General features: G+C 59.0%; 22 protein-coding genes. 15 read left to right on the forward strand and 7 right to left on the reverse strand.

Translation table 11 applies throughout. The annotated features are described in order from the left end of the window. Window positions 1-2: 2 nt before the first annotated feature. Window positions 3-683 (forward strand): orotate phosphoribosyltransferase, encoded by a 681-nt coding sequence (locus GOV79_RS04015; RefSeq protein ID WP_170774339.1) that lies wholly within the window; start codon window positions 3-5, stop codon window positions 681-683. Between the two features lie 236 nt (window positions 684-919). Next, the gene (locus GOV79_RS04020) at window positions 920-2,410 is read left to right on the forward strand and encodes a replicative DNA helicase (RefSeq protein ID WP_170782502.1); all 1,491 of its coding nucleotides are present in this window, start codon (window positions 920-922) and stop codon (window positions 2,408-2,410) included. 1 nt (window position 2,411) lies between these two features. Here GOV79_RS04020 and GOV79_RS04025 read toward each other — a convergent pair whose 3' ends face one another. Further along, a complete protein-coding gene (locus GOV79_RS04025) occupies window positions 2,412-2,951 on the reverse strand; it encodes a GNAT family N-acetyltransferase (RefSeq protein WP_170788685.1) in 540 nt (179 codons plus the stop codon). Between the two features lie 218 nt (window positions 2,952-3,169). On the opposite strand from GOV79_RS04025, the gene alr reads away from it, so the two are divergent. Genes alr through GOV79_RS04040 form a run of 3 tightly spaced genes read left to right on the forward strand, consistent with a single transcriptional unit; the run spans window position 3,170 to window position 5,726 of the window. Continuing rightward, on the forward strand, window positions 3,170-4,204 hold the full coding sequence (gene alr, locus GOV79_RS04030) for an alanine racemase (RefSeq protein WP_170788686.1): 1,035 nt from the start codon (window positions 3,170-3,172) through the stop codon (window positions 4,202-4,204). Then, window positions 4,201-4,983 (forward strand): MlaE family ABC transporter permease, encoded by a 783-nt coding sequence (locus GOV79_RS04035; protein WP_170788687.1) that lies wholly within the window; start codon window positions 4,201-4,203, stop codon window positions 4,981-4,983. The genes alr and GOV79_RS04035 overlap by 4 nt, the downstream gene beginning before the upstream one ends. After that, on the forward strand, window positions 4,980-5,726 hold the full coding sequence (locus GOV79_RS04040; RefSeq protein ID WP_170788688.1) for an ABC transporter ATP-binding protein: 747 nt from the start codon (window positions 4,980-4,982) through the stop codon (window positions 5,724-5,726). Before GOV79_RS04035 ends, GOV79_RS04040 begins: the two co-directional genes overlap by 4 nt. Here the strand turns inward: GOV79_RS04040 and GOV79_RS04045 are convergent. After that, window positions 5,723-6,253, reverse strand: coding sequence for an acyl-CoA thioesterase (locus GOV79_RS04045; RefSeq protein ID WP_170788689.1), 531 nt, complete (start codon window positions 6,251-6,253; stop codon window positions 5,723-5,725). The two genes, GOV79_RS04040 and GOV79_RS04045, sit on opposite strands and share 4 nt — an antisense overlap. Here GOV79_RS04045 and GOV79_RS04050 point away from each other — a divergent pair. The 8 genes from GOV79_RS04050 (at window position 6,252) to GOV79_RS04085 (ending at window position 13,100) form a co-directional block, all read left to right on the forward strand. Beyond that, window positions 6,252-6,698 (forward strand): paraquat-inducible protein A, encoded by a 447-nt coding sequence (locus tag GOV79_RS04050; RefSeq protein ID WP_170788690.1) that lies wholly within the window; start codon window positions 6,252-6,254, stop codon window positions 6,696-6,698. The genes GOV79_RS04045 and GOV79_RS04050 overlap by 2 nt on opposite strands. Window positions 6,699-6,854: 156 nt before the next feature. Beyond that, window positions 6,855-7,637, forward strand: a complete 783-nt coding sequence (locus GOV79_RS04055) for a DNA repair protein (RefSeq protein WP_170782506.1) — start codon at window positions 6,855-6,857, stop codon at window positions 7,635-7,637. Window positions 7,638-7,759: 122 nt separating this feature from the next. Then, entirely contained in the window at window positions 7,760-9,121 is a 1,362-nt protein-coding gene (gene radA, locus GOV79_RS04060; RefSeq protein ID WP_170788980.1) for a DNA repair protein RadA, read from the forward strand. Window positions 9,122-9,163: 42 nt separating this feature from the next. Further along, complete coding sequence (locus GOV79_RS04065; RefSeq protein ID WP_170788691.1) at window positions 9,164-9,763, forward strand: CvpA family protein; 600 nt, start codon at window positions 9,164-9,166, stop codon at window positions 9,761-9,763. Window positions 9,764-9,779: 16 nt separating this feature from the next. Further along, window positions 9,780-10,055: a hypothetical protein gene (locus GOV79_RS04070; protein WP_170788692.1), complete on the forward strand. Its 276-nt coding sequence runs from the start codon at window positions 9,780-9,782 to the stop codon at window positions 10,053-10,055. A gap of 317 nt (window positions 10,056-10,372) precedes the next feature. After that, window positions 10,373-11,899, forward strand: coding sequence for an amidophosphoribosyltransferase (gene purF, locus GOV79_RS04075; RefSeq protein WP_170774364.1), 1,527 nt, complete (start codon window positions 10,373-10,375; stop codon window positions 11,897-11,899). A 265-nt stretch (window positions 11,900-12,164) separates the two neighbouring features. Continuing rightward, window positions 12,165-12,413: a hypothetical protein gene (locus tag GOV79_RS04080; protein ID WP_170782508.1), complete on the forward strand. Its 249-nt coding sequence runs from the start codon at window positions 12,165-12,167 to the stop codon at window positions 12,411-12,413. Between the two features lie 42 nt (window positions 12,414-12,455). After that, entirely contained in the window at window positions 12,456-13,100 is a 645-nt protein-coding gene (locus tag GOV79_RS04085; RefSeq protein WP_170782509.1) for an SDR family NAD(P)-dependent oxidoreductase, read from the forward strand. A gap of 63 nt (window positions 13,101-13,163) precedes the next feature. Here GOV79_RS04085 and GOV79_RS04090 read toward each other — a convergent pair whose 3' ends face one another. From GOV79_RS04090 to GOV79_RS04105, 4 genes are all read right to left on the reverse strand, one after another. Further along, the gene (locus tag GOV79_RS04090) at window positions 13,164-14,006 is read right to left on the reverse strand and encodes an ATP-binding protein (RefSeq protein WP_170782510.1); all 843 of its coding nucleotides are present in this window, start codon (window positions 14,004-14,006) and stop codon (window positions 13,164-13,166) included. 111 nt (window positions 14,007-14,117) lie between these two features. Beyond that, window positions 14,118-14,990, reverse strand: a complete 873-nt coding sequence (gene tatC, locus GOV79_RS04095) for a twin-arginine translocase subunit TatC (protein WP_170788693.1) — start codon at window positions 14,988-14,990, stop codon at window positions 14,118-14,120. Next, a complete protein-coding gene (gene tatB / locus GOV79_RS04100; RefSeq protein ID WP_170788694.1) occupies window positions 14,987-15,445 on the reverse strand; it encodes a Sec-independent protein translocase protein TatB in 459 nt (152 codons plus the stop codon). The genes tatC and tatB overlap by 4 nt, the downstream gene beginning before the upstream one ends. A gap of 6 nt (window positions 15,446-15,451) precedes the next feature. Next, window positions 15,452-15,667 carry a twin-arginine translocase TatA/TatE family subunit gene (locus GOV79_RS04105; RefSeq protein WP_170354368.1) on the reverse strand — a complete coding sequence of 72 codons (216 nt, stop codon included), beginning with the start codon at window positions 15,665-15,667 and terminating at the stop codon, window positions 15,452-15,454. A gap of 219 nt (window positions 15,668-15,886) precedes the next feature. Here GOV79_RS04105 and GOV79_RS04110 point away from each other — a divergent pair, with 219 nt between their 5' ends. After that, a complete protein-coding gene (locus GOV79_RS04110; RefSeq protein WP_170782513.1) occupies window positions 15,887-16,192 on the forward strand; it encodes a hypothetical protein in 306 nt (101 codons plus the stop codon). Between the two features lie 21 nt (window positions 16,193-16,213). Continuing rightward, on the forward strand, window positions 16,214-16,885 hold the full coding sequence (locus tag GOV79_RS04115; RefSeq protein WP_170788695.1) for a helix-turn-helix transcriptional regulator: 672 nt from the start codon (window positions 16,214-16,216) through the stop codon (window positions 16,883-16,885). Between the two features lie 61 nt (window positions 16,886-16,946). Here GOV79_RS04115 and GOV79_RS04120 read toward each other — a convergent pair whose 3' ends face one another. After that, on the reverse strand, window positions 16,947-18,107 hold the full coding sequence (locus GOV79_RS04120; protein WP_170788696.1) for a peptidoglycan DD-metalloendopeptidase family protein: 1,161 nt from the start codon (window positions 18,105-18,107) through the stop codon (window positions 16,947-16,949). Between the last annotated feature and the right edge of the window lie 37 nt (window positions 18,108-18,144).

The following is an 18,144-nucleotide window of genomic DNA, read 5'->3' on the forward strand; positions in this document are numbered from 1 at the left end:
TCATGATCCCCAGCTCGTACCCCGACAGCACCGAAATCGCCCGCCTGACCGCGCGCATGCTACTGGAGATCAAAGCCGTCCACTTCAACGCGCGCGAGCCGTTCACACTGGCCTCTGGCCTGCCCAGCCCGACCTATATCGACTGCCGCAAGCTGATCTCATACCCCCGCATCCGCTCGACCCTGATGGACTTCCTGACCGTCACCGTGATGCGCGAAGCTGGGTTCGAGGCGTTCGACAACATCGCAGGTGGTGAAACCGCAGGTATCCCCTTTGCCGCCATGGTCGCCGAGCGGATGGCCCTGCCGATGACCTATGTGCGCAAAAAGCCCAAGGGCTATGGCCGCAATGCCCGGATCGAGGGTGCAATGTCCGAGGGTGAGCGCGTTCTGCTGGTCGAAGATCTGACCACCGACGGCGGATCAAAGCTGTCCTTCGTGGATGCGATCCGCGACACCGGGGCGACCTGCGGCCACACGGCGGTGATCTTTTACTACGGCATCTTCCCCGAGACCGAGAAAACCCTGGGCGATCACGGTGTGAAACTGCATCACCTGTGCACTTGGTGGGATGTTTTGGCCGAAGCAAAAGCGCAGAAAGCCTTTGATGCAGAGACACTTGACGGTGTCGAAGCCTTCCTGAACGACCCGCGTGGATGGCAGGAAGCCAACAAACCCTCCTAAAGTGCCTGTGCATAAGCTGGGGGTAACTTGGCAAAGAATCGCCCCCTCAGCGCTCGCATCTAGTGCTGCCGCGATGAAGCTGCACTAAATGTTGCGCCGCGCGGTGTTCTTTGGCAAAGTTGTCCAAACTTATCCCAAGCTGAAGTCGAGTTATTCGCGACTTATCTTCAGAGATTTACAGATGGCCCAACGGGTGCCGGATTGATTAGAACTGTCGCACGGGCAGCGGGGACAAAATGAACGAGATAAGCAGTATCGAGCAGGCGGCGGCGCAGATTCAGAACGCTGAAACCATGCCGCATTCCATCGAGGCCGAGCAGCAGCTTTTGGGCGCGATTCTGACCAATAACGATCTCTATGATCGCGTCGCCTCGATCATTGGGGCCGAGCATTTCTATGACCCGGTCCATGCCCGCATCTTCGAGGTGGCGGCCAATCGCATCGCCAAGAATGCTTTGGCCTCACCCGTGACGCTGAAATCCTTCATGGCCGAGGATGAGGGCCTCAAGGAACTGGGTGGCCCCGCCTATCTGGTCAAACTGGCGGGTGCGTCGATCAGTGCCTTTGCGGTGCATGACTATGCCCAGATGATCTATGACCTCGCCATCCGGCGCGAGCTGATCCGGCTGGGCCGCGATATCTCGGACAAGGCGGCGCGGGTGGATGTCAGCAGCGAGCCCAAGGAACAGATCGTCGAGGCCGAGCAACAGCTTTATCAGTTATCCGAGCAGGGCCAGACCGAACAGGGATTTCAATCCTTCCTCAAGGCGGTCACAGAAGCCGTCAACGTCACCAACGAAGCGTATCAGCGCGGTGGTGGCATGGCAGGGATTTCCACCGGTCTGGCCGACTTGGACAAACAGCTTGGGGGCCTGCACCCGTCCGACCTGATTATTCTGGCCGGTCGTCCGTCGATGGGGAAAACCTCATTGGCGACCAACGTCGCGTTCAACGTGGCCAAAGCCTACAAACGCGGCACCAAGCCAGATGGGTCTGAGGGTGCGATTGACGGCGGAGTGGTCGGTTTCTTCTCGCTGGAGATGAGCGCCGAGCAGTTGGCAGGCCGGGTTCTGGCCGAAGCCTCGGAAATCTCCTCGCACAAGATCCGTCAGGGCGACATGACCGAAGCCGAGTTCCGCCGCTTTGTAGACGCGGCGAAAGAGTTGGAAGCCTGCCCACTGTTCATCGACGACACCCCGGCTTTGCCGATCTCGCAACTTGCTGCCCGCGCGCGGCGGTTGAAGCGGACGCACGGTTTGGACCTGCTGGTCATCGACTATTTGCAGCTGTGTCGCGGCATGGCCGACAATCGCGTCAACGAGATTGCCGAGATTTCGATGGGCATGAAGGCCATCGCCAAAGAACTGAACATCCCGGTCATCGCCCTCTCCCAGCTGTCGCGCCAGGTGGAAAACCGCGACGACAAGCGTCCGCAACTGTCAGACCTGCGGGAATCGGGCTCGATCGAACAGGATGCCGACGTGGTGATGTTCGTGTTCCGCGAGGAATACTACAAAGAGCGCGAAAAGCCCGGCGATCATGAGCTGGAAAAGATGGAAGAGTGGAAACAGGCCATGGACCGCCTGCATGGCAAGGCCGAGGTCATCGTCGGCAAGCAGCGCCACGGCCCCATCGGCACGGTTGAACTCTCGTTCGAGGCGCAGTTCACCCGCTTTGGCAATCTGGTCAAACCCTGGCAGCAGGACGGCCAGATCGAGGGCTACTGACCTACCACATCTCTGGCACATCGAAGGCAGACACGCAGCGTGACGAGCCTGCCAGCGGCGTCAGGTCCGATTTGGTGAGCGATTGCCCCTGCCATCCATGTGGCATGCTCAGCGCGTGGGGTGGGCTGGCGAACTCTATCGTCATTGGCTGGAATCCTGCTTTGCTATAGTAAGCGGGATCGCCATAGGTAACGACAACATCCAAACCCGCCTGACGCATCTGGTCCAGACCATAAGCAATCAGTTTTCTCCCAATCCCCTGCCCCTGATAGTCAGTACGAACCGCGACCGGAGACATCATAACCACGTCGCGCGGATCATCTTCGTAAAAAAGCCGAGAAAAAAAGATACAACCCTTCAGATCACCAACCTCGCCAGCAGTGACGCAGAACAGGGCTTCGGGGGGCGTGGTGTCCATTAGGGCTTGCGTCAGCGCAAAAAGCGCATCGCCTTCCGCTTCGCCCTCGGATGCTGCGAACACATCGCGGTAGAATTCAGGAATTGCGGCCTCTTGCCCGGTAAGCCCCGAAGATAGCATCATAATTTCACCCTTGCCCGCTGCATAACACCGTTTAGCATGATTCCTCGCCTAACCCTGCGACTGCTGTTCGGCAATTTCAATGGGATTGAGATTTTTTGCGATTTCCTGCGCGCTTTTCCCTGATCCGTGGCCAATCCCTGCCCACGTTCCTGTCAAACCGGGCAATAAACGGTGCGTACCCCCTTGACCTGCCGCGATCCAATGTCATGAACAGTGCCATGAGTACCGCACGTTTGACTATCAACCTTCTTGCGCTGGCCAATAACTGGCGCGCCTTGGATGCCAAGACGAATGCCGAGACCGCTGCGGTGGTCAAGGCCGATGCCTATGGACTTGGGGCTGGCCCCGTTTCCGATGCGCTGGCCGAAGAAGGCGTGCGCACCTTTTTTGTTGCCGCTGCCGAAGAAGGTGCCGAGGTCCGTGCCGCCGTAGGCCCCGGTCCGATGATCGGCGTGTTCTCAGGCCATATGGAGGGCGATGCAGATCTGTTGCAGGCCCATGACCTGACGCCGATGCTGAACTCACCCGAACAGGTCCAGCGCCACGAACAAAGTCTGCCCGGCCACGCCTTCGGCATTCAGCTCGACACGGGCATGAACCGTCTGGGTCTGGAACGCTCAGATTGGGCTGAACTGCGCGAACGGATCGAGGCACAAAACCCTGCGCTGATCATGTCGCATCTGGCCTGCGCCGATGAGCCCGACCACCCAATGAACACCTATCAACTGCGCAATTTCCGCGAGATGACCGAGGGTGTCACTGCACGACGCTCCTTGGCAGCAACCGGTGGGATATTGTTGGGAGCCGAATTTCACTTTGACCTCTGCCGCGCTGGCGTCGGCCTTTACGGCGGCATGCCCTTTGCTGCGGCGAAACCCGTGGTGACAGCGGACCTGCCCGTCATTCAGGTCCGTGAACTGGCCGAAGGTGAGACGGTCGGCTACGGCAACAGCTGGACCGCGCGTCGTCCGTCCCGAATCGCCACCGTCGCGGCCGGATATGCCGACGGGCTGCATCGCGCGATTGGGGGCGGCATCGACGCCTTTGCAGGCGGTCAGCCCTGCCCGGTTGTTGGGCGCATTTCGATGGACCTGATCACCGTGGATGTCACCGACCTGCCCGAAGACCCCGAACGCCTGCGCATCCTGAACGGCCACCAGACCGTGGATGATTTGGCCGAGGCCGCAGGCACCATCGGCTATGAAATCCTCACATCGCTGGGCGCGCGCTATTCCCGAGGCTACGTGGAATGAACCCTTTGTATATGCTGGGCGGGCTGGGTCGCGTCGTCCTGTCCCTGTTTGCGAACTTCGGCAAGGTATCGCTTTTCACGGTCGATGCGATCTCGCACATTTTCCGCCCGCCTTACTACCCGCGCGAATTTGTCGTAGCACTGATGAATATCGGCTGGCTGTCGCTGCCGGTTGTCGGTCTGACTGCGATCTTCACCGGTGGCGCGCTGGCGCTGCAGATCTACGCCGGTGGCGCCCGTTTCAACGCCGAGGCCGTGGTGCCGCAAATCGTTGCCATCGGCATGGTACGCGAACTGGGCCCGGTGCTGGGCGGGTTGATGATCGCAGCGCGCGTCACCTCGTCTATCGCGGCGGAAATCGCGACGATGAAAGTGACCGAGCAAATCGACGCGCTGGTCACGCTTTCCACCCATCCGATGAAGTACCTGACCGCTCCGCGCGTATTGGCCGCAATCCTCACCGTGCCTGTTCTGGTGGCCGTGGGCGACGTGATCGGCATCGCCGGCGGCTATGTGGTCGCAACGCAAAGCCTTGGCTTCAACGCCGCCGTCTACCTGCAAAACACAGTCAACTTTCTTGAGCTACACGACGTGATCTCGTCCCTAACCAAAGGGGCCGCCTTCGGCCTGATCACCGCCGTGATGGGCTGCTACTACGGCATGAACTCGGGCCGGGGCGCACAGGGCGTCGGGCGTGCCACCAAGTCTTCGGTCGAGGCTGCAGCCATTATGATCCTGGCCGCCAACTTCATTCTGACAGGGGTGTTCTTTTCGGTATGATACGGCTTGAGAATGTACACAAGGCCTTTGGCGACAACCGCGTGCTGCAGGGCATGAACCTTGAGATCCCCCAGGGCACCTCAATGGTGATCATCGGCGGCTCGGGCACCGGTAAGTCCGTGGCGCTGAAGTGTATTCTGGGTCTGATCAAACCCGACAGCGGCATGATCTACGTGGATGGCAAGGATGCCGCCAAGGGCGACCGGGACGCGTTTTTAGCGCGGTTCGGGATGCTGTTTCAGGGTGCGGCGCTGTTTGACTCGCTGCCCGTCTGGCAAAACGTCGCCTTCCGCCTGTTGCGCGGCCCGTTGAAACGTCCCCCGGAATATGCCCGCGAGATCGCCATCGAGAAACTGCGCCGCGTGGGCCTGAAATCCGATGTGGCCGACAGGTTTCCGTCTGAGCTGTCGGGTGGGATGCAAAAACGCGTGGGCCTTGCGCGCGCCATCGCTGCCGAACCCGAGATCATTTTCTTTGACGAACCTACCACGGGCTTGGACCCAATCATGTCGGGCGTCATCAACGACCTGATCCGCGAAATCGTGACCGAGATGGGCGCCACCGCCATGACCATCACCCACGACATGAGTTCCGTCCGCGCGATTGCCGACAATGTGGCGATGCTGCACGGAGGGGTCATCCAGTGGACTGGGCCTGTTGGTCAAATGGATGCCTCGGGTGATCCCTATGTGGAGCAGTTCATCAATGGCAGTGCAGAAGGGCCGATTGAGGCGGTGCGTTAATCTTCGTTCTTTGCCATCCAATTTTCCGAACGCTCGACAATTTCCTGCGGAATGACTTCAGCGCGCCTCGTCTGCAAATTGAGCAAAACGCATTTGAAAACGGTCGTAAATGCAGGTTCTCCATCAGCAACGCGAACTAGTTTGTGGCTGAAAGTCATAGATTTCGTTCCAACCTCTAGAATCTCGCTTTCCATCTGGATGGCTTCGCCAGCACTCAATTCCGCAAGAAAATTGCTGTCTGCATGGACCACCGCAAAGGACAGCTTTCGTCCCGACCGCATGTCGTCGGCCGTAAGCCCCAACTCAGCCTGCAGCGCAAAAACGGAATCCGAGCAGGCTGCAAAATACTTGGACACATTCATGTGCCCAAGAAAATCACAGTCCGATGGGTCGACAATTGACTTGTAGGCTACAAAACCCGACATCGTTCCTCCCTTCAAAAAATAACTCTGTGGTGAGTGCTGATTTAGGTTAAGCATAGCAGAACATCGCAGCGAATTTTTAATCTCGCCAAGACGCCCTGTCATGACCCTCCGCCTCGCCACCCTCGCCCTCCTGATCCTCTACCCCATCGCGTGGTTCGCCCCGCTGATGCGCGCAGGTCTCCTGCCGATCTTCGGCCTCAGCGAAATCAGCGTCATCACCGGGCTCCAGTCCCTCTGGCAATCCGACATTTTCCTCGCATTGGTCGTCACCGTCTTCGCCCTGTTTGCGCCCTATATAAAAACCATCGGCACCGCCCTGATCCAATGGAGCCTGCTGGACCCGCGCGTTCAACCCGCGCTGAACATCCTTGGTAAGTTGGCCATGGCCGATATTTTCCTGATCGCACTCTACATCACGCTGGCCAAGGGCATCTCTTACGCCACCATCGAAACCGCCTGGGGTCTTTACCTGTTTACAGGCTGTATTCTGGCCTCGCTGGCATTGGGACATATTACAGAGATGACATCCGCCTCACGAAAAGCTTAAAGCTAATTGATTGAAAACATTTACCCCAGTATCATCTTAATATTTCGAGCAGCAACAAATAGTAGTTTTCGGGTCCGTGGCGGATCTCTGTCTGTACGTTAAGTCTACTCCGCTTCGGCTCCGGTGTGTTCCGGTTCTAGAAGGAGATCGACAACCATGGCCGCCCTCCACAACATAACATTGCAATTTCAGAATGCCTTTTTAAGACTGACTTTTTTCCTCATCTGCATGGCTGCGCTTGCGGCCGTGGCAACCACCGCATTATCCGCACTCGGGGTCCTACCCTGGCTGACCATGCAAGCTGGTTTCGGCACCGCGCCGACCGCAGATGCGGGCATGTTCATACAGATCGGATTGACCGCACTGATTCTCATGCTGGCCTTCTACCTGCCCGCAAATAGCCGGATGATGGCGCTTGAAAATGCGCATCGCAAGTTTGCGATGAACATGCAGGACATAACTTACGCTTACCAACTGGCTCATGCCGCGGATCGGGGTGACACATTCATGATGTCGTCCGAGTTCGATGCCGTCAAAGAACGTATCGCCTTTTTGCGCCAACATCCCGACCTGCAAGCTCTGGAGCCTGAAATTCTGGAACTCGCCGCTCAGATGAGTCAGATCAGCCATGAATTGGCCGTCACCTACAGTGATGAACGCGTGGCCCGAGCGCGCACCTTCCTGCAACAGCGTCAGGAAGAGATCGAACAATTCCAGCAGCGCATCGGTGACGCTCAAACCATCCAGCAAGAACTGCGGCAATGGACCCGCGATGTCGAAATCGAAGAATCCATCGCCAAATCGCAACTGGCACGCCTGCGGGACGAGTTGTTCGACCTGCTGCCCGAACTTTCGACCCAGCTTCAGGCCCCGGTCGAGGATCGCAAAACGGCGACATCCAGCGTCATCGCCATGTCGCCTTCACGCGCCGCAGAGTAGGCGCCCTTGGGCGCCCGCCGCGGACGATGGCCCGCGGGGCTTGAGGACGTGGCGCGCCACCGGCGGCAATGAAAGCCCGCAAGGGCTTGAAGAACCGCCCCACCTCGGGCACCAAGGGCCGCATGGCAAAGACGACTTTTTCATGCTCGGCCTGTGGCGCCACGCATTCCCGCTGGTCCGGCCGCTGTGACGGCTGCGGCGAGTGGAACACGATTGTACAAGAAGCCCCCCTTTCGGCTGGCCCAGCCAAGAAATCCCTCGGCGGCAAGCGGGGCCAGACCATCGCACTCACGGACTTGTCGACCGAGGAAACCCCTCCGCCTCGCACATTGTGTGGGGTCGAGGAACTGGATCGCGTACTGGGCGGTGGCCTTGTCCCCGCCTCGGCCCTACTGGTGGGCGGAGATCCAGGCATCGGAAAATCCACCCTCTTGCTGCAAGCCGCCGCACGGTTTGCTCGTGCTGGCGTCAAAACCATCTATGTCTCGGGCGAGGAAGCCAGCGCCCAGGTACGGATGCGCGCCCGCCGTCTGGGGCTGGAGGACGCGCCGGTGCAACTGGCGGCAGAAACAAACCTGCGCAACATCCTTACCACGCTTGAGGCGGAAAAGCCCGGCCTTGCTATAATCGACTCGATTCAGACCATGTGGGCCGACAATGTCGACAGCGCGCCCGGCTCCGTGTCACAAGTAAGGGCCGCAGCCCATGAATTGACCACGTTTGCGAAACGATACGGCATTTCGATCATCATGGTCGGCCATGTCACCAAAGAGGGCCAGATCGCGGGCCCCCGCGTCGTGGAGCACATGGTCGACACGGTGCTGTATTTTGAGGGCGAACGCGGACATCAATTCCGTATTCTACGCGCAGTTAAGAACCGCTTTGGCCCCGCCGACGAGATTGGCGTATTCGAGATGACGGGTAAGGGATTGGCACAAGTCACCAACCCCTCGGCCCTGTTCCTGTCTGAACGCGGCGCGCCCAGTCCCGGCTCGGCCGTGTTTGCCGGGATCGAAGGCACCCGCCCGGTTCTTGTTGAGTTACAAGCACTTGTCGCCCCCTCTCCCCACTCACAACCGCGCCGCACCGTTGTAGGATGGGATAGCGGGCGACTGGCCATGATCCTGGCGGTGCTCGAAGCGCGCTGTGGCGTGCCGTTCACCGGTTTGGACGTCTACCTGAACGTCGCCGGAGGCCTGAAGGTCAGCGAGCCCGCAGCCGACCTTGCGGTGGCAGCAGCCCTGCTCAGTGCGCGCGAGGATACCGCCCTGCCTGCAGATACTGTCGTATTCGGAGAAATCTCTCTTTCCGGGGCTCTGAGACCCGCAGCCCAAACCGAAAACAGGTTGAAAGAAGCCCAGAAACTTGGTTTCACATCAGCTATAGCTCCGGCAGGTGGCAAAACCGGCACTGTGGCAGGTCTGACACTCACCCGACCCTCTGATTTAATGGGGTTTGTTGGCGAAACCTTCGGAGCAGGTTAAGGTAAAGCCTTGAGAGGCTGAAAAAAACTACAGGCGAGGGCCATGGAAGGTTTTACAATTATTGACGGGGTGGTTGCCCTGATCATCGTGGTGTCGGGTCTTCTGGCCTATTCCCGCGGTTTATTGCGCGAGATTTTGGCGATTGCAGGATGGGTTGCGGCCGCTGTTTTGGCCTTTATTTTCGCCCCTCAAGCGGTTCCGCTTATCAAAGAAGTTCCGGTTGTCGGAGATTTCCTGCGCGACAGTTGCGAATTGTCAGTAATCACTGGTTTTGCGGCGGTCTTTGCGGTAGCGCTGATCGTGGTCAGCATCTTTACCCCGCTGTTTTCGTCGTTGGTGCAACGCTCAGCCCTGGGCGGTTTGGATCAGGCACTTGGCTTCTTCTTCGGGATTGCGCGTGGCATCCTGCTGGTCGCCATTGCCTTCTTTGTCTACGACACCGTCATGACCGGTCAATCCTATACGATCGTCGATGAAAGCCGCTCGGCCAAAGTGTTCGAACAGTTCAGCGACCAGATCGAAGAACAAAACCCGGAAGAGGCGCTTGGTTGGATCACACAGCAATATGAAGAGCTTGTCGCCAGCTGCTCGACCGAGCCCACCGCGACCGAAGAGCTGACCGAACCGGCAGCAACTGAATAACCGCGAAAGCCCGGCCTTGGCCGGGCTTTTCTTTTACCAGTCAGGTAAAGCCCTCGCCTGCGCAAACGGTGCAGCGGATATTCTTCAAGCCGAAGCAGCCATCACAGCGGCTGGTTATAGGTTTCCCAAACACATCGCGGCTTTTGACCACTTCGCCTGCGCCATTGCAGATCTGGCAAGGCGAACGCCCCATGCCACGGCAACGGTGGCATCGGCGTTTTACGGGTGTTTCTTTCTTCTGACCCTGTTTGTGCTGCCACATGGCTCAATTCATCCCAGCGAAAACAAATGATACTCTCTATCCGGTCATGACAGCACACCCTGCCCTGCCTGTCACTTGAACAGGCGTGGTTGCTGCAAAATTCGCCTGCAACAGATGCGAATTGTGATCCTTTGATGACACAGGCATCGTTACGCAGTATGTGAGGGCCGAACTGAGATGGAATCGGAGCCACCGATCTTGCTGTACCCGTTTTCTTTCGCACCAGCCCGTTGCGGCAAGGGTGCGACTGTATTCACAGGCAAGCCAGCGGCTTTGAACAGGGCAAACGCCCCGATGTTTCTCAACCTGCCGTCAATCGCTACGTCATAGAAAGTTGGAGCCCGTACATGTGTGGGATTTTGGGGATCGCAAGCCGAACGCATGATGTGTTTGCGGAAATCTATGACGGGCTGCTGATGTTGCAGCACCGGGGTCAGGATGCCTCGGGGATCGTCACTTATAACGGCGAATTCTTCCGCGAGAAGAAAGCTAATGGCTTGGTCAAGGACGTCTTCAACGCCAAGGATGCGGAAACCCTGCTGGGCAAGGTGGGCATCGGCCACGTGCGCTATCCAACCGCCGGATCGCTGAGCGCCGCCGAGGCGCAGCCGTTTTTCGTGAACGCCCCATATGGCATCTATTTGGTCCATAACGGCAACATCACCAACACGGCCGAACAGCGTGAGAAAGTGACCGGCAAATACAGCCGCCACCTGCGTACCACCTCGGACTCCGAGATTCTGCTAAATGTGCTGGCAGACAAGGTGGCTGATGCGATCAAGGTCAACGGCAATGCCGATCCGATCCGCAACATCTTTGCCGGTGTGAAGATGACGATGGAGCGTATTCAGGGCGCCTATTCGGTGATTTGTCTGATTGCCGGTGTCGGCATGCTGGCGTTCCGCGACCCGCACGGGATTCGCCCCTTGTCCGTCGCGGTCCGAGAATCGGATGTGGATGGTGACGATTTTGCCTTTGCGTCCGAGGATGTGGCCTTTGGCATCAACGGTTTTGACAAACTGCGCGACCTGCGCCCCGGCGAGGCAATCCTGATCGATCTCGACGGCAACAAGCATGAGTTTCAGGCCGTCGAAGGCAAGCTGACGCCTTGTATCTTTGAATATGTCTACCTCGCCCGTCCGGATTCGCTGTTGGATGGGGTCTCCGTCTACAAAACCCAGATGCGCATGGGGCAGACTCTGGCCAAGCAGATCCAGGACTCAGGGCTTGAGATCGACCGGATCATTCCCGTCCCCGACAGCGCCCGCCCTGTGGCGCTTGAGGCCGCAAAGATCACCGGTATTCCCTACCGTGAAGGGTTGGTGAAGAACCGATATGTCGGCCGAACCTTCATCATGCCCGGTCAGGAAGAACGCCAGAAATCGGTGCGCCGCAAGCTGAATGCGGTCCCGTTGGAGTTCAAAGGTCACAACGTGCTACTGATCGACGATTCCATCGTTCGCGGCAACACGATCAAGAAGATCGTGCAAATGTGCCGCGAGGCTGGCGCGAAAAAAGTCTATATCGCCAGCGCCTCGCCGCCTGTGAAATATCCCAATGTCTATGGCATCGACATGCCCACCAAGCATGAACTGGTCGCCAACGGCAAAGAGATCGAAGAGATCCGGCAGGAACTGGGCGCAGATGCGCTGTTCTATCAAAAGTTGGACGACCTGATCTGGGCCGCCAAGGAAGGCAACCCCGAGATCGAGGCGTTTGATTGCTCGTGCTTTGACGGTAATTACATCACCGGCAGCGTCAGCGACGATTATCTGGACAGCCTGGAAAACAGCACCCGCGTCAGCAAAAAGCGCGAGGACATGCAGGTGCCGGGCGGGTCTTGGAACGCCACGAAATTGGCGTCGGGTTCGTAAATCCAGCGAATCAGAAGCGCGGAAAAGCTCGGATCTTAGTGTCGGTCCGGGCTTTTTTTGTCAGATGCAGCGCCGGGGGCAAAATTTTCTGACACACAACTCTCTGGCGAAGGAAACGCAATCGCAATGGGTTCGCAGACCCACGCGAAATTGTGAGAAAACCAGCGAGCACCGCCGCCTTTCGTTTCACCTGCTCATTTGCTAGGCCGCTGCCACCACTCACTCAGACATAAGGGGTTGGGGCCCTTCGCCCCTGCCGCAAACCATGCCAAATTCCACCGTCGAAAGCGCGGCTACGCAGAAGGACGCGCTAAAGAAAAGTTCGGTCGCCCTGTTGGGCGTGTTCGGGCCCAAAACCGAGCTACGTGCGCTGATGCGCCTGTCCTCGGGTCGGGTCAAAGAGGTCAAACCGGGTAGCCGCGTTGCCTCGGGCACCGTCGTAGCCATTGATGCCGAAGGGATCATGCTGCGACAAAGCGGCCAGACCCAGCGGATCGCCATCCCCGGTCGCTAATCCTGTCTTGACGGCTTGCGCGCAGGGGTTCAAACCCCACCCATGACCGATCAGACTAAAATTGCCCTCATCACCGGGGCGTCTCGGGGCCTGGGTGCTGCCCTGGCCGAGGCGCTGGCCCCTGAATACCACATCGTTGCTGTTGCCCGCACCACCGGTGGGCTGGAAGAGTTGGACGACCGCATTCAGGCCAAGGGCGGCGCGGCCACGCTAGCGCCCATGGACATCGCCGACCCGAACGCCATGGCAACCCTGTGCCGAGGTATTCACGATCGCTGGGGCAAGGTGGATCTATGGCTGCATACCGCCATCCACACCTCGGCCCTGACGCCTACGCACTTCATTGATCCCAAGGAATGGGCGAAGGCTTTGAACACCAACGCGACGGCGACTTCAGTTCTGATCCCATATGTCGCGCCTTTGTTGGGCGAGAGCGGTCACGCTGTGTTTTTCGACGACCCCAAGGCGGGTGAGAAATTCTATGGCATCTACGGCGCGACCAAAGGCGCACAGATGGCGTTGGCGCGGAGTTGGCAGCTTGAGACCGAGCGTACTGGCCCGCGCGTGTCTATTGTCGAGCCCGCCCCCATGCCCACCGCCGTACGCGCCCGGTTCCATCCCGGCGAGGACCGTGGTGCTTTGACGAGCCCTACGGATGAGGCGGCCCGGATTTTGGCGTCGCTATAGGGGAATGGCCCTTGCGGGCCATGCCTCTGGCAGGGATATTTTTAGCCAGATGAAGCGGGCGGATCAGCCGATATGGGTACCGGTGCGCCCGGCCAGATCGACGAAGAATTGCCACGCTACGCGGCCAGAACGTGCGCCGCGTGTGGCCTGCCATTCGATGGCTTCGGCGCGCAGGGTGTCGGGGGCGACGTTGACGCCATAGGCGGCGCAGTAGCGGTTGATCATGGCGAGGTATTCGTCCTGATCGCAGGGGTGGAAGCCCAGCCAAAGGCCGAAGCGGTCGGAGAGTGAGACTTTTTCCTCGACCGCCTCGGACGGGTTGATGGCGCTGGACCGTTCGTTTTCAATCATGTCGCGCGGCATCAGGTGACGGCGGTTCGAGGTGGCGTAGAAGACAACATTCTCCGGGCGGCCTTCGATACCACCGTCCAGCACCGCCTTGAGCGATTTGTAGTGTTGGTCATCATGGCTGAACGAAAGATCATCGCAGAACAGGATGAACCGATGCGGCGCGGCCCGCAGATGGTTTAGCAGACGCGCGACCGAGCCCATGTCCTCGCGCTGAAGTTCGACCAGTTTCAGATCGGGGTATTCATCTTGCAAGCTCCCATGGACCGCTTTGACAAGGCTGGACTTGCCCATACCCCGCGCACCCCAGAGCAACGCATTGTTTGCCTTATACCCAGCCGCAAAGCGCCGCGTGTTGTCCAGAAGTGTGTCGCGCGAGCGGTTGATGCCCACCAGCAGGTCCAAATCGACTCGGTTCACCTTGGTCACTGGTTCCAGCCGGTCAGGGTCCACATGCCAGACAAAAGCCGGGGCCGCGCCGAAATCAGGGGCTGCCAAGGGGGCTGGAGCCATGCGCTCCAAGGCATCAGCAATGCGGTTCAGGGCTTGGTCATCCATCAGGGCCTCCAGCTGTTTTGGGGTTCAAACCATGATCAGATGCAAGCGGCAAGACCCGCGCATAAAAAAGGCGCGCCACCAGTGGGCGCGCCTGATCCGGGTTAAGCCGGTTTACTTGCTTTCTTCGTCGACGATTTCGGCATCCGCCTCTTCTTCGTCGTCATAGTAGCCGTCAGCGCGCAGCTGTTCTTCGCGCTTTTTCTCGACACGCGCTACGAGGAAGATCGAGATTTCGTACAGTCCATAGACCACCACGAACAAGATCACCTGAGTAATCACGTCGGGCGGTGTCACCAGCGCGGCAAGCACCAGAATGGCGACCACGGCGTATTTGCGAACCGATCCCAGACCTTCGGCCGTCACAAGCCCCGCCTTGCCCATCAGCGTCAGCAGAACCGGCAGTTGGAAGCACAGACCAAAGGCTACGATGAATTTGATCGTCAGGTTTAGATATTCCTGCGCCGAGCCCTGAAAGACCACGCTCAGCGGGGCAGCAACTGCGCCATCGGTCACGGCCTCGCCTTCGGCACCAAATTGCTGGAAGCCAAGGAAGAAATCATAGGCCAGCGGTGTCACTACGTAAAAGGCAAAGCTGGCGCCCAATAGGAACATGAAAGGCGAGGCCAGCATGAACGGCAGGAACGCGTTCTTTTCCGATTTGTACAACCCAGGCGCCACGAACCGCCACATCTGCATCCCGATATAGGGAAAGGCCAGAATGAACCCGCCCAGCAGTGAGACTTTGATGGCCACAAAGAACCCTTCCTGCGGCGAGATGAAGATCAGCCCGCAATCCTGCCCGCGTTCAGCCAGAACGTCACACAAGGGGCGCGTCAGAAAGTTGAAAAGCGGCGTCGCCACAGTGAAACAGATGATCATCCCGATCAGAAACGCCACAACGCAATGAATAAGCCGCGTGCGCAGTTCTGCCAGATGCTCGATCAATGGGGCCGAGCTGTCCTCGATCTCGTCGGTCTTGGTCATGTCTTGCTTTCGGTTTTCAACGCGGCCTCGGCCTCTTCGGCCTTGGCCAGAGCGTCAGCCGCCTCTTTCGCCTTGCGCTCGGCGGCGGCGCGCGCAGTCGAGGCTTGAATCTTTTTGGCTTGCTCTGCCCGTTCGGCCGCCAGCTTGCCGGTCTCGCTTTCGGGGTCGAACTTGGTCGGGTCGATGCTCTTGGCCAGATCCTGCGCGGCCTCTTTCACGCCATCCATGGCGCTGCCCACAGGGTTGGTGGCCGCGTTCAGACCCTTCTTGATCTCATTGACACCCGCTTGATCAGCGGCCTCATTCATGGCGCTGGAGAACTCACGCGCCATGCCGCGGGCCTTGCCGACAAACCGGCCCACATTGCGGAACAGCACCGGCAGGTCCTTTGGCCCCACAACGATCAGGGCAACAACGCCGATGACCAGAAGCTCGGTCCAGCCCAGATCAAACATCTGCGCTTAGGCCTTGTCTTTGTCGGTCTCGGGGGTGACGTCCTTGGCCATCTCGGAGGCGTCCTGTTCCAGCTCATCCGCGCCTTCTTTGACGCCCTTCTTGAACGAGGTGATGCCTTTGCCCACTTCGCCCATCAGCGAGCTGATTTTGCCGCGGCCAAACAGAACCAGAACCACAACGGCGATCAGCAGCAGACCGGGAAGGCCGATATTGTTAAGCATGTCTTGTCTCCTTCTACATCGACGCCGAGCGCCGGGAATGTTGTTTGGCCATGTGTCTACGCCTGACGAGCCGCGGACAACAGTGCGCCAGATCAAATCCGCGTTCGAATTCGCCCCGTTCACGCGTTTTTTGGGCGCTGGATTTTCTCAACTGACAGGTTTATGTCAGTTGCACATGACTAGGAAGAGATCATCGAAACCTGGTCAACGGAGATTGAAATGACCCATGTTGCCGAAATCGTCACCTTTTCCCTGGCTGACAGCACCACACCTGAGGCGTTCGTGAAGCTAAGCCAAACCACCGAAGCCTTCGTGCGAGCGGCCCCCGGCTTTGCGCATCGACAGCTGAGCCAGGGCGAAGATGGCCGCTGGACCGACTACGTGGTCTGGACCGATATGAAAGCCGCACAGGACGCCGCCGCGCAGTTCCCGCAACAAGACTTCGCTGCCGCCTTGATGACGGCGATCAAACCAGACAGCATCCAGATGCGTCACGAGAAAGTGCTATGGAACATGACCGCTTAAACGCGGTTCGGACGGCGTGACATGCGCCGCACGGATCGCCTGTTTGACATCATCCAGATCCTGCGCGACGGCAAACTGCACCGCGCGCAGGACATAGCGGACCGGCTCGAGGTGTCGGTCCGCACGATCTATCGCGATATGGATACGCTGGTCGCCTCGGGCGTCCCGGTCGAGGGTGAGCGCGGCGTGGGCTATATGGTGCGCGAACAGATCACTCTGCCGCCGCTGAACCTGACCCCAGCCGAGCTTGAGGCGCTGAACCTTGGCATGGCGATCGTTGCCCAGGCCGCCGACCCCGATCTGAAAACCGCAGCCGAGACGCTCGCAGACAAAATCGACGCAGTTCTTCCCACGCAGGTGATCGCCGAGGCCGACACCTGGAAATTCGCCGTCTACCCCTTTGCCGATGCCGCGCGTGGACTGGCCCATATGGCCCCGATCCGCGCCGCCATAAAATCGCGCCAGAAACTGCACCTCAGCTACCGCCGGATCGACGGCACACTGACCGACCGCACAATCCGCCCCCTAAACATGGAATATTGGGGGCGCGTTTGGACCCTCACCGCTTGGTGCGAGCTACGTCAGGGCTTCCGCGTCTTCCGCATCGACCTGATCGAAGCTGTCCAACCCCTGCCCGAACTCTTCACAGATGAACCCGGCAAACGCCTAAGCGACTTCGACCCCAAAGCGTGATCCGCCCTTCATCTGGCCAAAAATATCCCCGCCGGAGGCATAGCCCGGAACGGGCCATTTCCTATTTCAAAAAAGGCTCAGGATCGACCGCTTCGAACCCTTTGCGAACCTCGAAATGCACATAGGCATTGTCACCGTCCCGCAGGGCGGCAATCTTCTCACCGCGACGCACCCGATCTCCCTTTTTAACGGTGATACCGTCCACATTGGCATAAACAGTCAGCAGATCATTGTTGTGCTTGATCACAATGATCGGAACCTGATCTGCATCCGCAGTGATCGCCGCGACAGTGCCGCTATCGGCCGCTTTTACCGCGGTGCCCGGAGCCGCCGCGATATCGATCCCCTCGTTCTTGCCTTTCTGGTAGGTCCGAATGATCGAACCAGTCACCGGCAAACCCAGCGCCGAGTTGCTCTGAGACGTCGGCGCTTCCGCCGTCACATCCGGCGCAGGCGGGGCTGCCACAACCTTTTCGTCAGGCAAAGGCTGGGTGGCACTTGGAGGCGTCGGCGTGGGTGAGCCTTCACCCGGCTGAGTCACATTAGTCGCCGGTTCCTCTGTCTGGCGTGGCGGCGTCTGGGTTTTAACCGGGATCAGCAAATACTGGCCTTCGCGCACGGTGAAATCGGAATCCAATCCGTTCCAATCGGCCAGTGCATCCACCGGCACGTCATAAAGGCGCGAAATCGTAAACGCGGTTTCCCCCCGCTTGACCTGATGCCGGATGGGCTCCGGCCCCGAGGCCACCGGTGCAGGCGCTGCCGCCGGCTGCGCAGGAGCAAGGGTCGAGGTACGCACAGACCCATCGGTCGGTGCTTCATCAATCGCAGTCCCGGCAATCGTGGCAATATCGACATTGCCCGACGACGCACTGACCGCACGCGGCAACGCGATCACCTCGCCATCCCGCAACGTATCGGTCGGCTTCAAACCGTTGAATACGGCCAGTTCCCCTTCGGGCAATCCGACCCGCGCCGCCACGTCGCTGACCTTGTCGCCGCGCCGAGCGATGGCGACTTGGTAGGTGGGATAAGTAATGACACCGCGTGCATCGGGCGCAGGGCGCCTTGTGGTGGCCGATTGCGCCGCGTCAGCGGTCGAAAACCCGCCTACCTGACCGCGCAGATCATAGTCCAGCGGGCCTTCACACCCGGCCAGAACCACCATTGCCACCATGCCGCTTGCGCAGCGGAGCGTCGCTGATTTGGAAACTGCTCTCATTTTACCGTCCTCATCACCTGCCCCTGTTGACCGGGGT

Source organism: Ruegeria lacuscaerulensis (assembly GCF_013034745.1).
Lineage (GTDB): Bacteria > Pseudomonadota > Alphaproteobacteria > Rhodobacterales > Rhodobacteraceae > Ruegeria > Ruegeria lacuscaerulensis_B.

Excerpts from the sequence above, each read along its gene's own strand:
- GOV79_RS04105 (WP_170354368.1), bottom strand. The coding sequence starts at position 15,667 with ATGCTTAACAATATCGGCCTTCCCGGTCTGCTGCTGATCGCCGTTGTG.
- GOV79_RS04025 (WP_170788685.1), bottom strand. The coding sequence starts at position 2,951 with ATGATGCTATCTTCGGGGCTTACCGGGCAAGAGGCCGCAATTCCTGAA.
- radA (WP_170788980.1), top strand. The coding sequence starts at position 7,760 with ATGGCAAAGACGACTTTTTCATGCTCGGCCTGTGGCGCCACGCATTCC.
- GOV79_RS04080 (WP_170782508.1), top strand. The coding sequence starts at position 12,165 with ATGCCAAATTCCACCGTCGAAAGCGCGGCTACGCAGAAGGACGCGCTA.
- GOV79_RS04035 (WP_170788687.1), top strand. The coding sequence starts at position 4,201 with ATGAACCCTTTGTATATGCTGGGCGGGCTGGGTCGCGTCGTCCTGTCC.
- GOV79_RS04050 (WP_170788690.1), top strand. The coding sequence starts at position 6,252 with ATGACCCTCCGCCTCGCCACCCTCGCCCTCCTGATCCTCTACCCCATC.
- tatB (WP_170788694.1), bottom strand. The coding sequence starts at position 15,445 with ATGTTTGATCTGGGCTGGACCGAGCTTCTGGTCATCGGCGTTGTTGCC.
- GOV79_RS04065 (WP_170788691.1), top strand. The coding sequence starts at position 9,164 with ATGGAAGGTTTTACAATTATTGACGGGGTGGTTGCCCTGATCATCGTG.
- tatC (WP_170788693.1), bottom strand. The coding sequence starts at position 14,990 with ATGACCAAGACCGACGAGATCGAGGACAGCTCGGCCCCATTGATCGAG.
- GOV79_RS04090 (WP_170782510.1), bottom strand. The coding sequence starts at position 14,006 with ATGGATGACCAAGCCCTGAACCGCATTGCTGATGCCTTGGAGCGCATG.
- GOV79_RS04055 (WP_170782506.1), top strand. The coding sequence starts at position 6,855 with ATGGCCGCCCTCCACAACATAACATTGCAATTTCAGAATGCCTTTTTA.
- GOV79_RS04085 (WP_170782509.1), top strand. The coding sequence starts at position 12,456 with ATGACCGATCAGACTAAAATTGCCCTCATCACCGGGGCGTCTCGGGGC.
- GOV79_RS04020 (WP_170782502.1), top strand. The coding sequence starts at position 920 with ATGAACGAGATAAGCAGTATCGAGCAGGCGGCGGCGCAGATTCAGAAC.
- GOV79_RS04040 (WP_170788688.1), top strand. The coding sequence starts at position 4,980 with ATGATACGGCTTGAGAATGTACACAAGGCCTTTGGCGACAACCGCGTG.
- GOV79_RS04110 (WP_170782513.1), top strand. The coding sequence starts at position 15,887 with ATGACCCATGTTGCCGAAATCGTCACCTTTTCCCTGGCTGACAGCACC.
- GOV79_RS04120 (WP_170788696.1), bottom strand. The coding sequence starts at position 18,107 with ATGAGAGCAGTTTCCAAATCAGCGACGCTCCGCTGCGCAAGCGGCATG.
- GOV79_RS04045 (WP_170788689.1), bottom strand. The coding sequence starts at position 6,253 with ATGACAGGGCGTCTTGGCGAGATTAAAAATTCGCTGCGATGTTCTGCT.
- GOV79_RS04015 (WP_170774339.1), top strand. The coding sequence starts at position 3 with ATGATCCCCAGCTCGTACCCCGACAGCACCGAAATCGCCCGCCTGACC.
- GOV79_RS04115 (WP_170788695.1), top strand. The coding sequence starts at position 16,214 with ATGCGCCGCACGGATCGCCTGTTTGACATCATCCAGATCCTGCGCGAC.
- alr (WP_170788686.1), top strand. The coding sequence starts at position 3,170 with ATGAGTACCGCACGTTTGACTATCAACCTTCTTGCGCTGGCCAATAAC.
- purF (WP_170774364.1), top strand. The coding sequence starts at position 10,373 with ATGTGTGGGATTTTGGGGATCGCAAGCCGAACGCATGATGTGTTTGCG.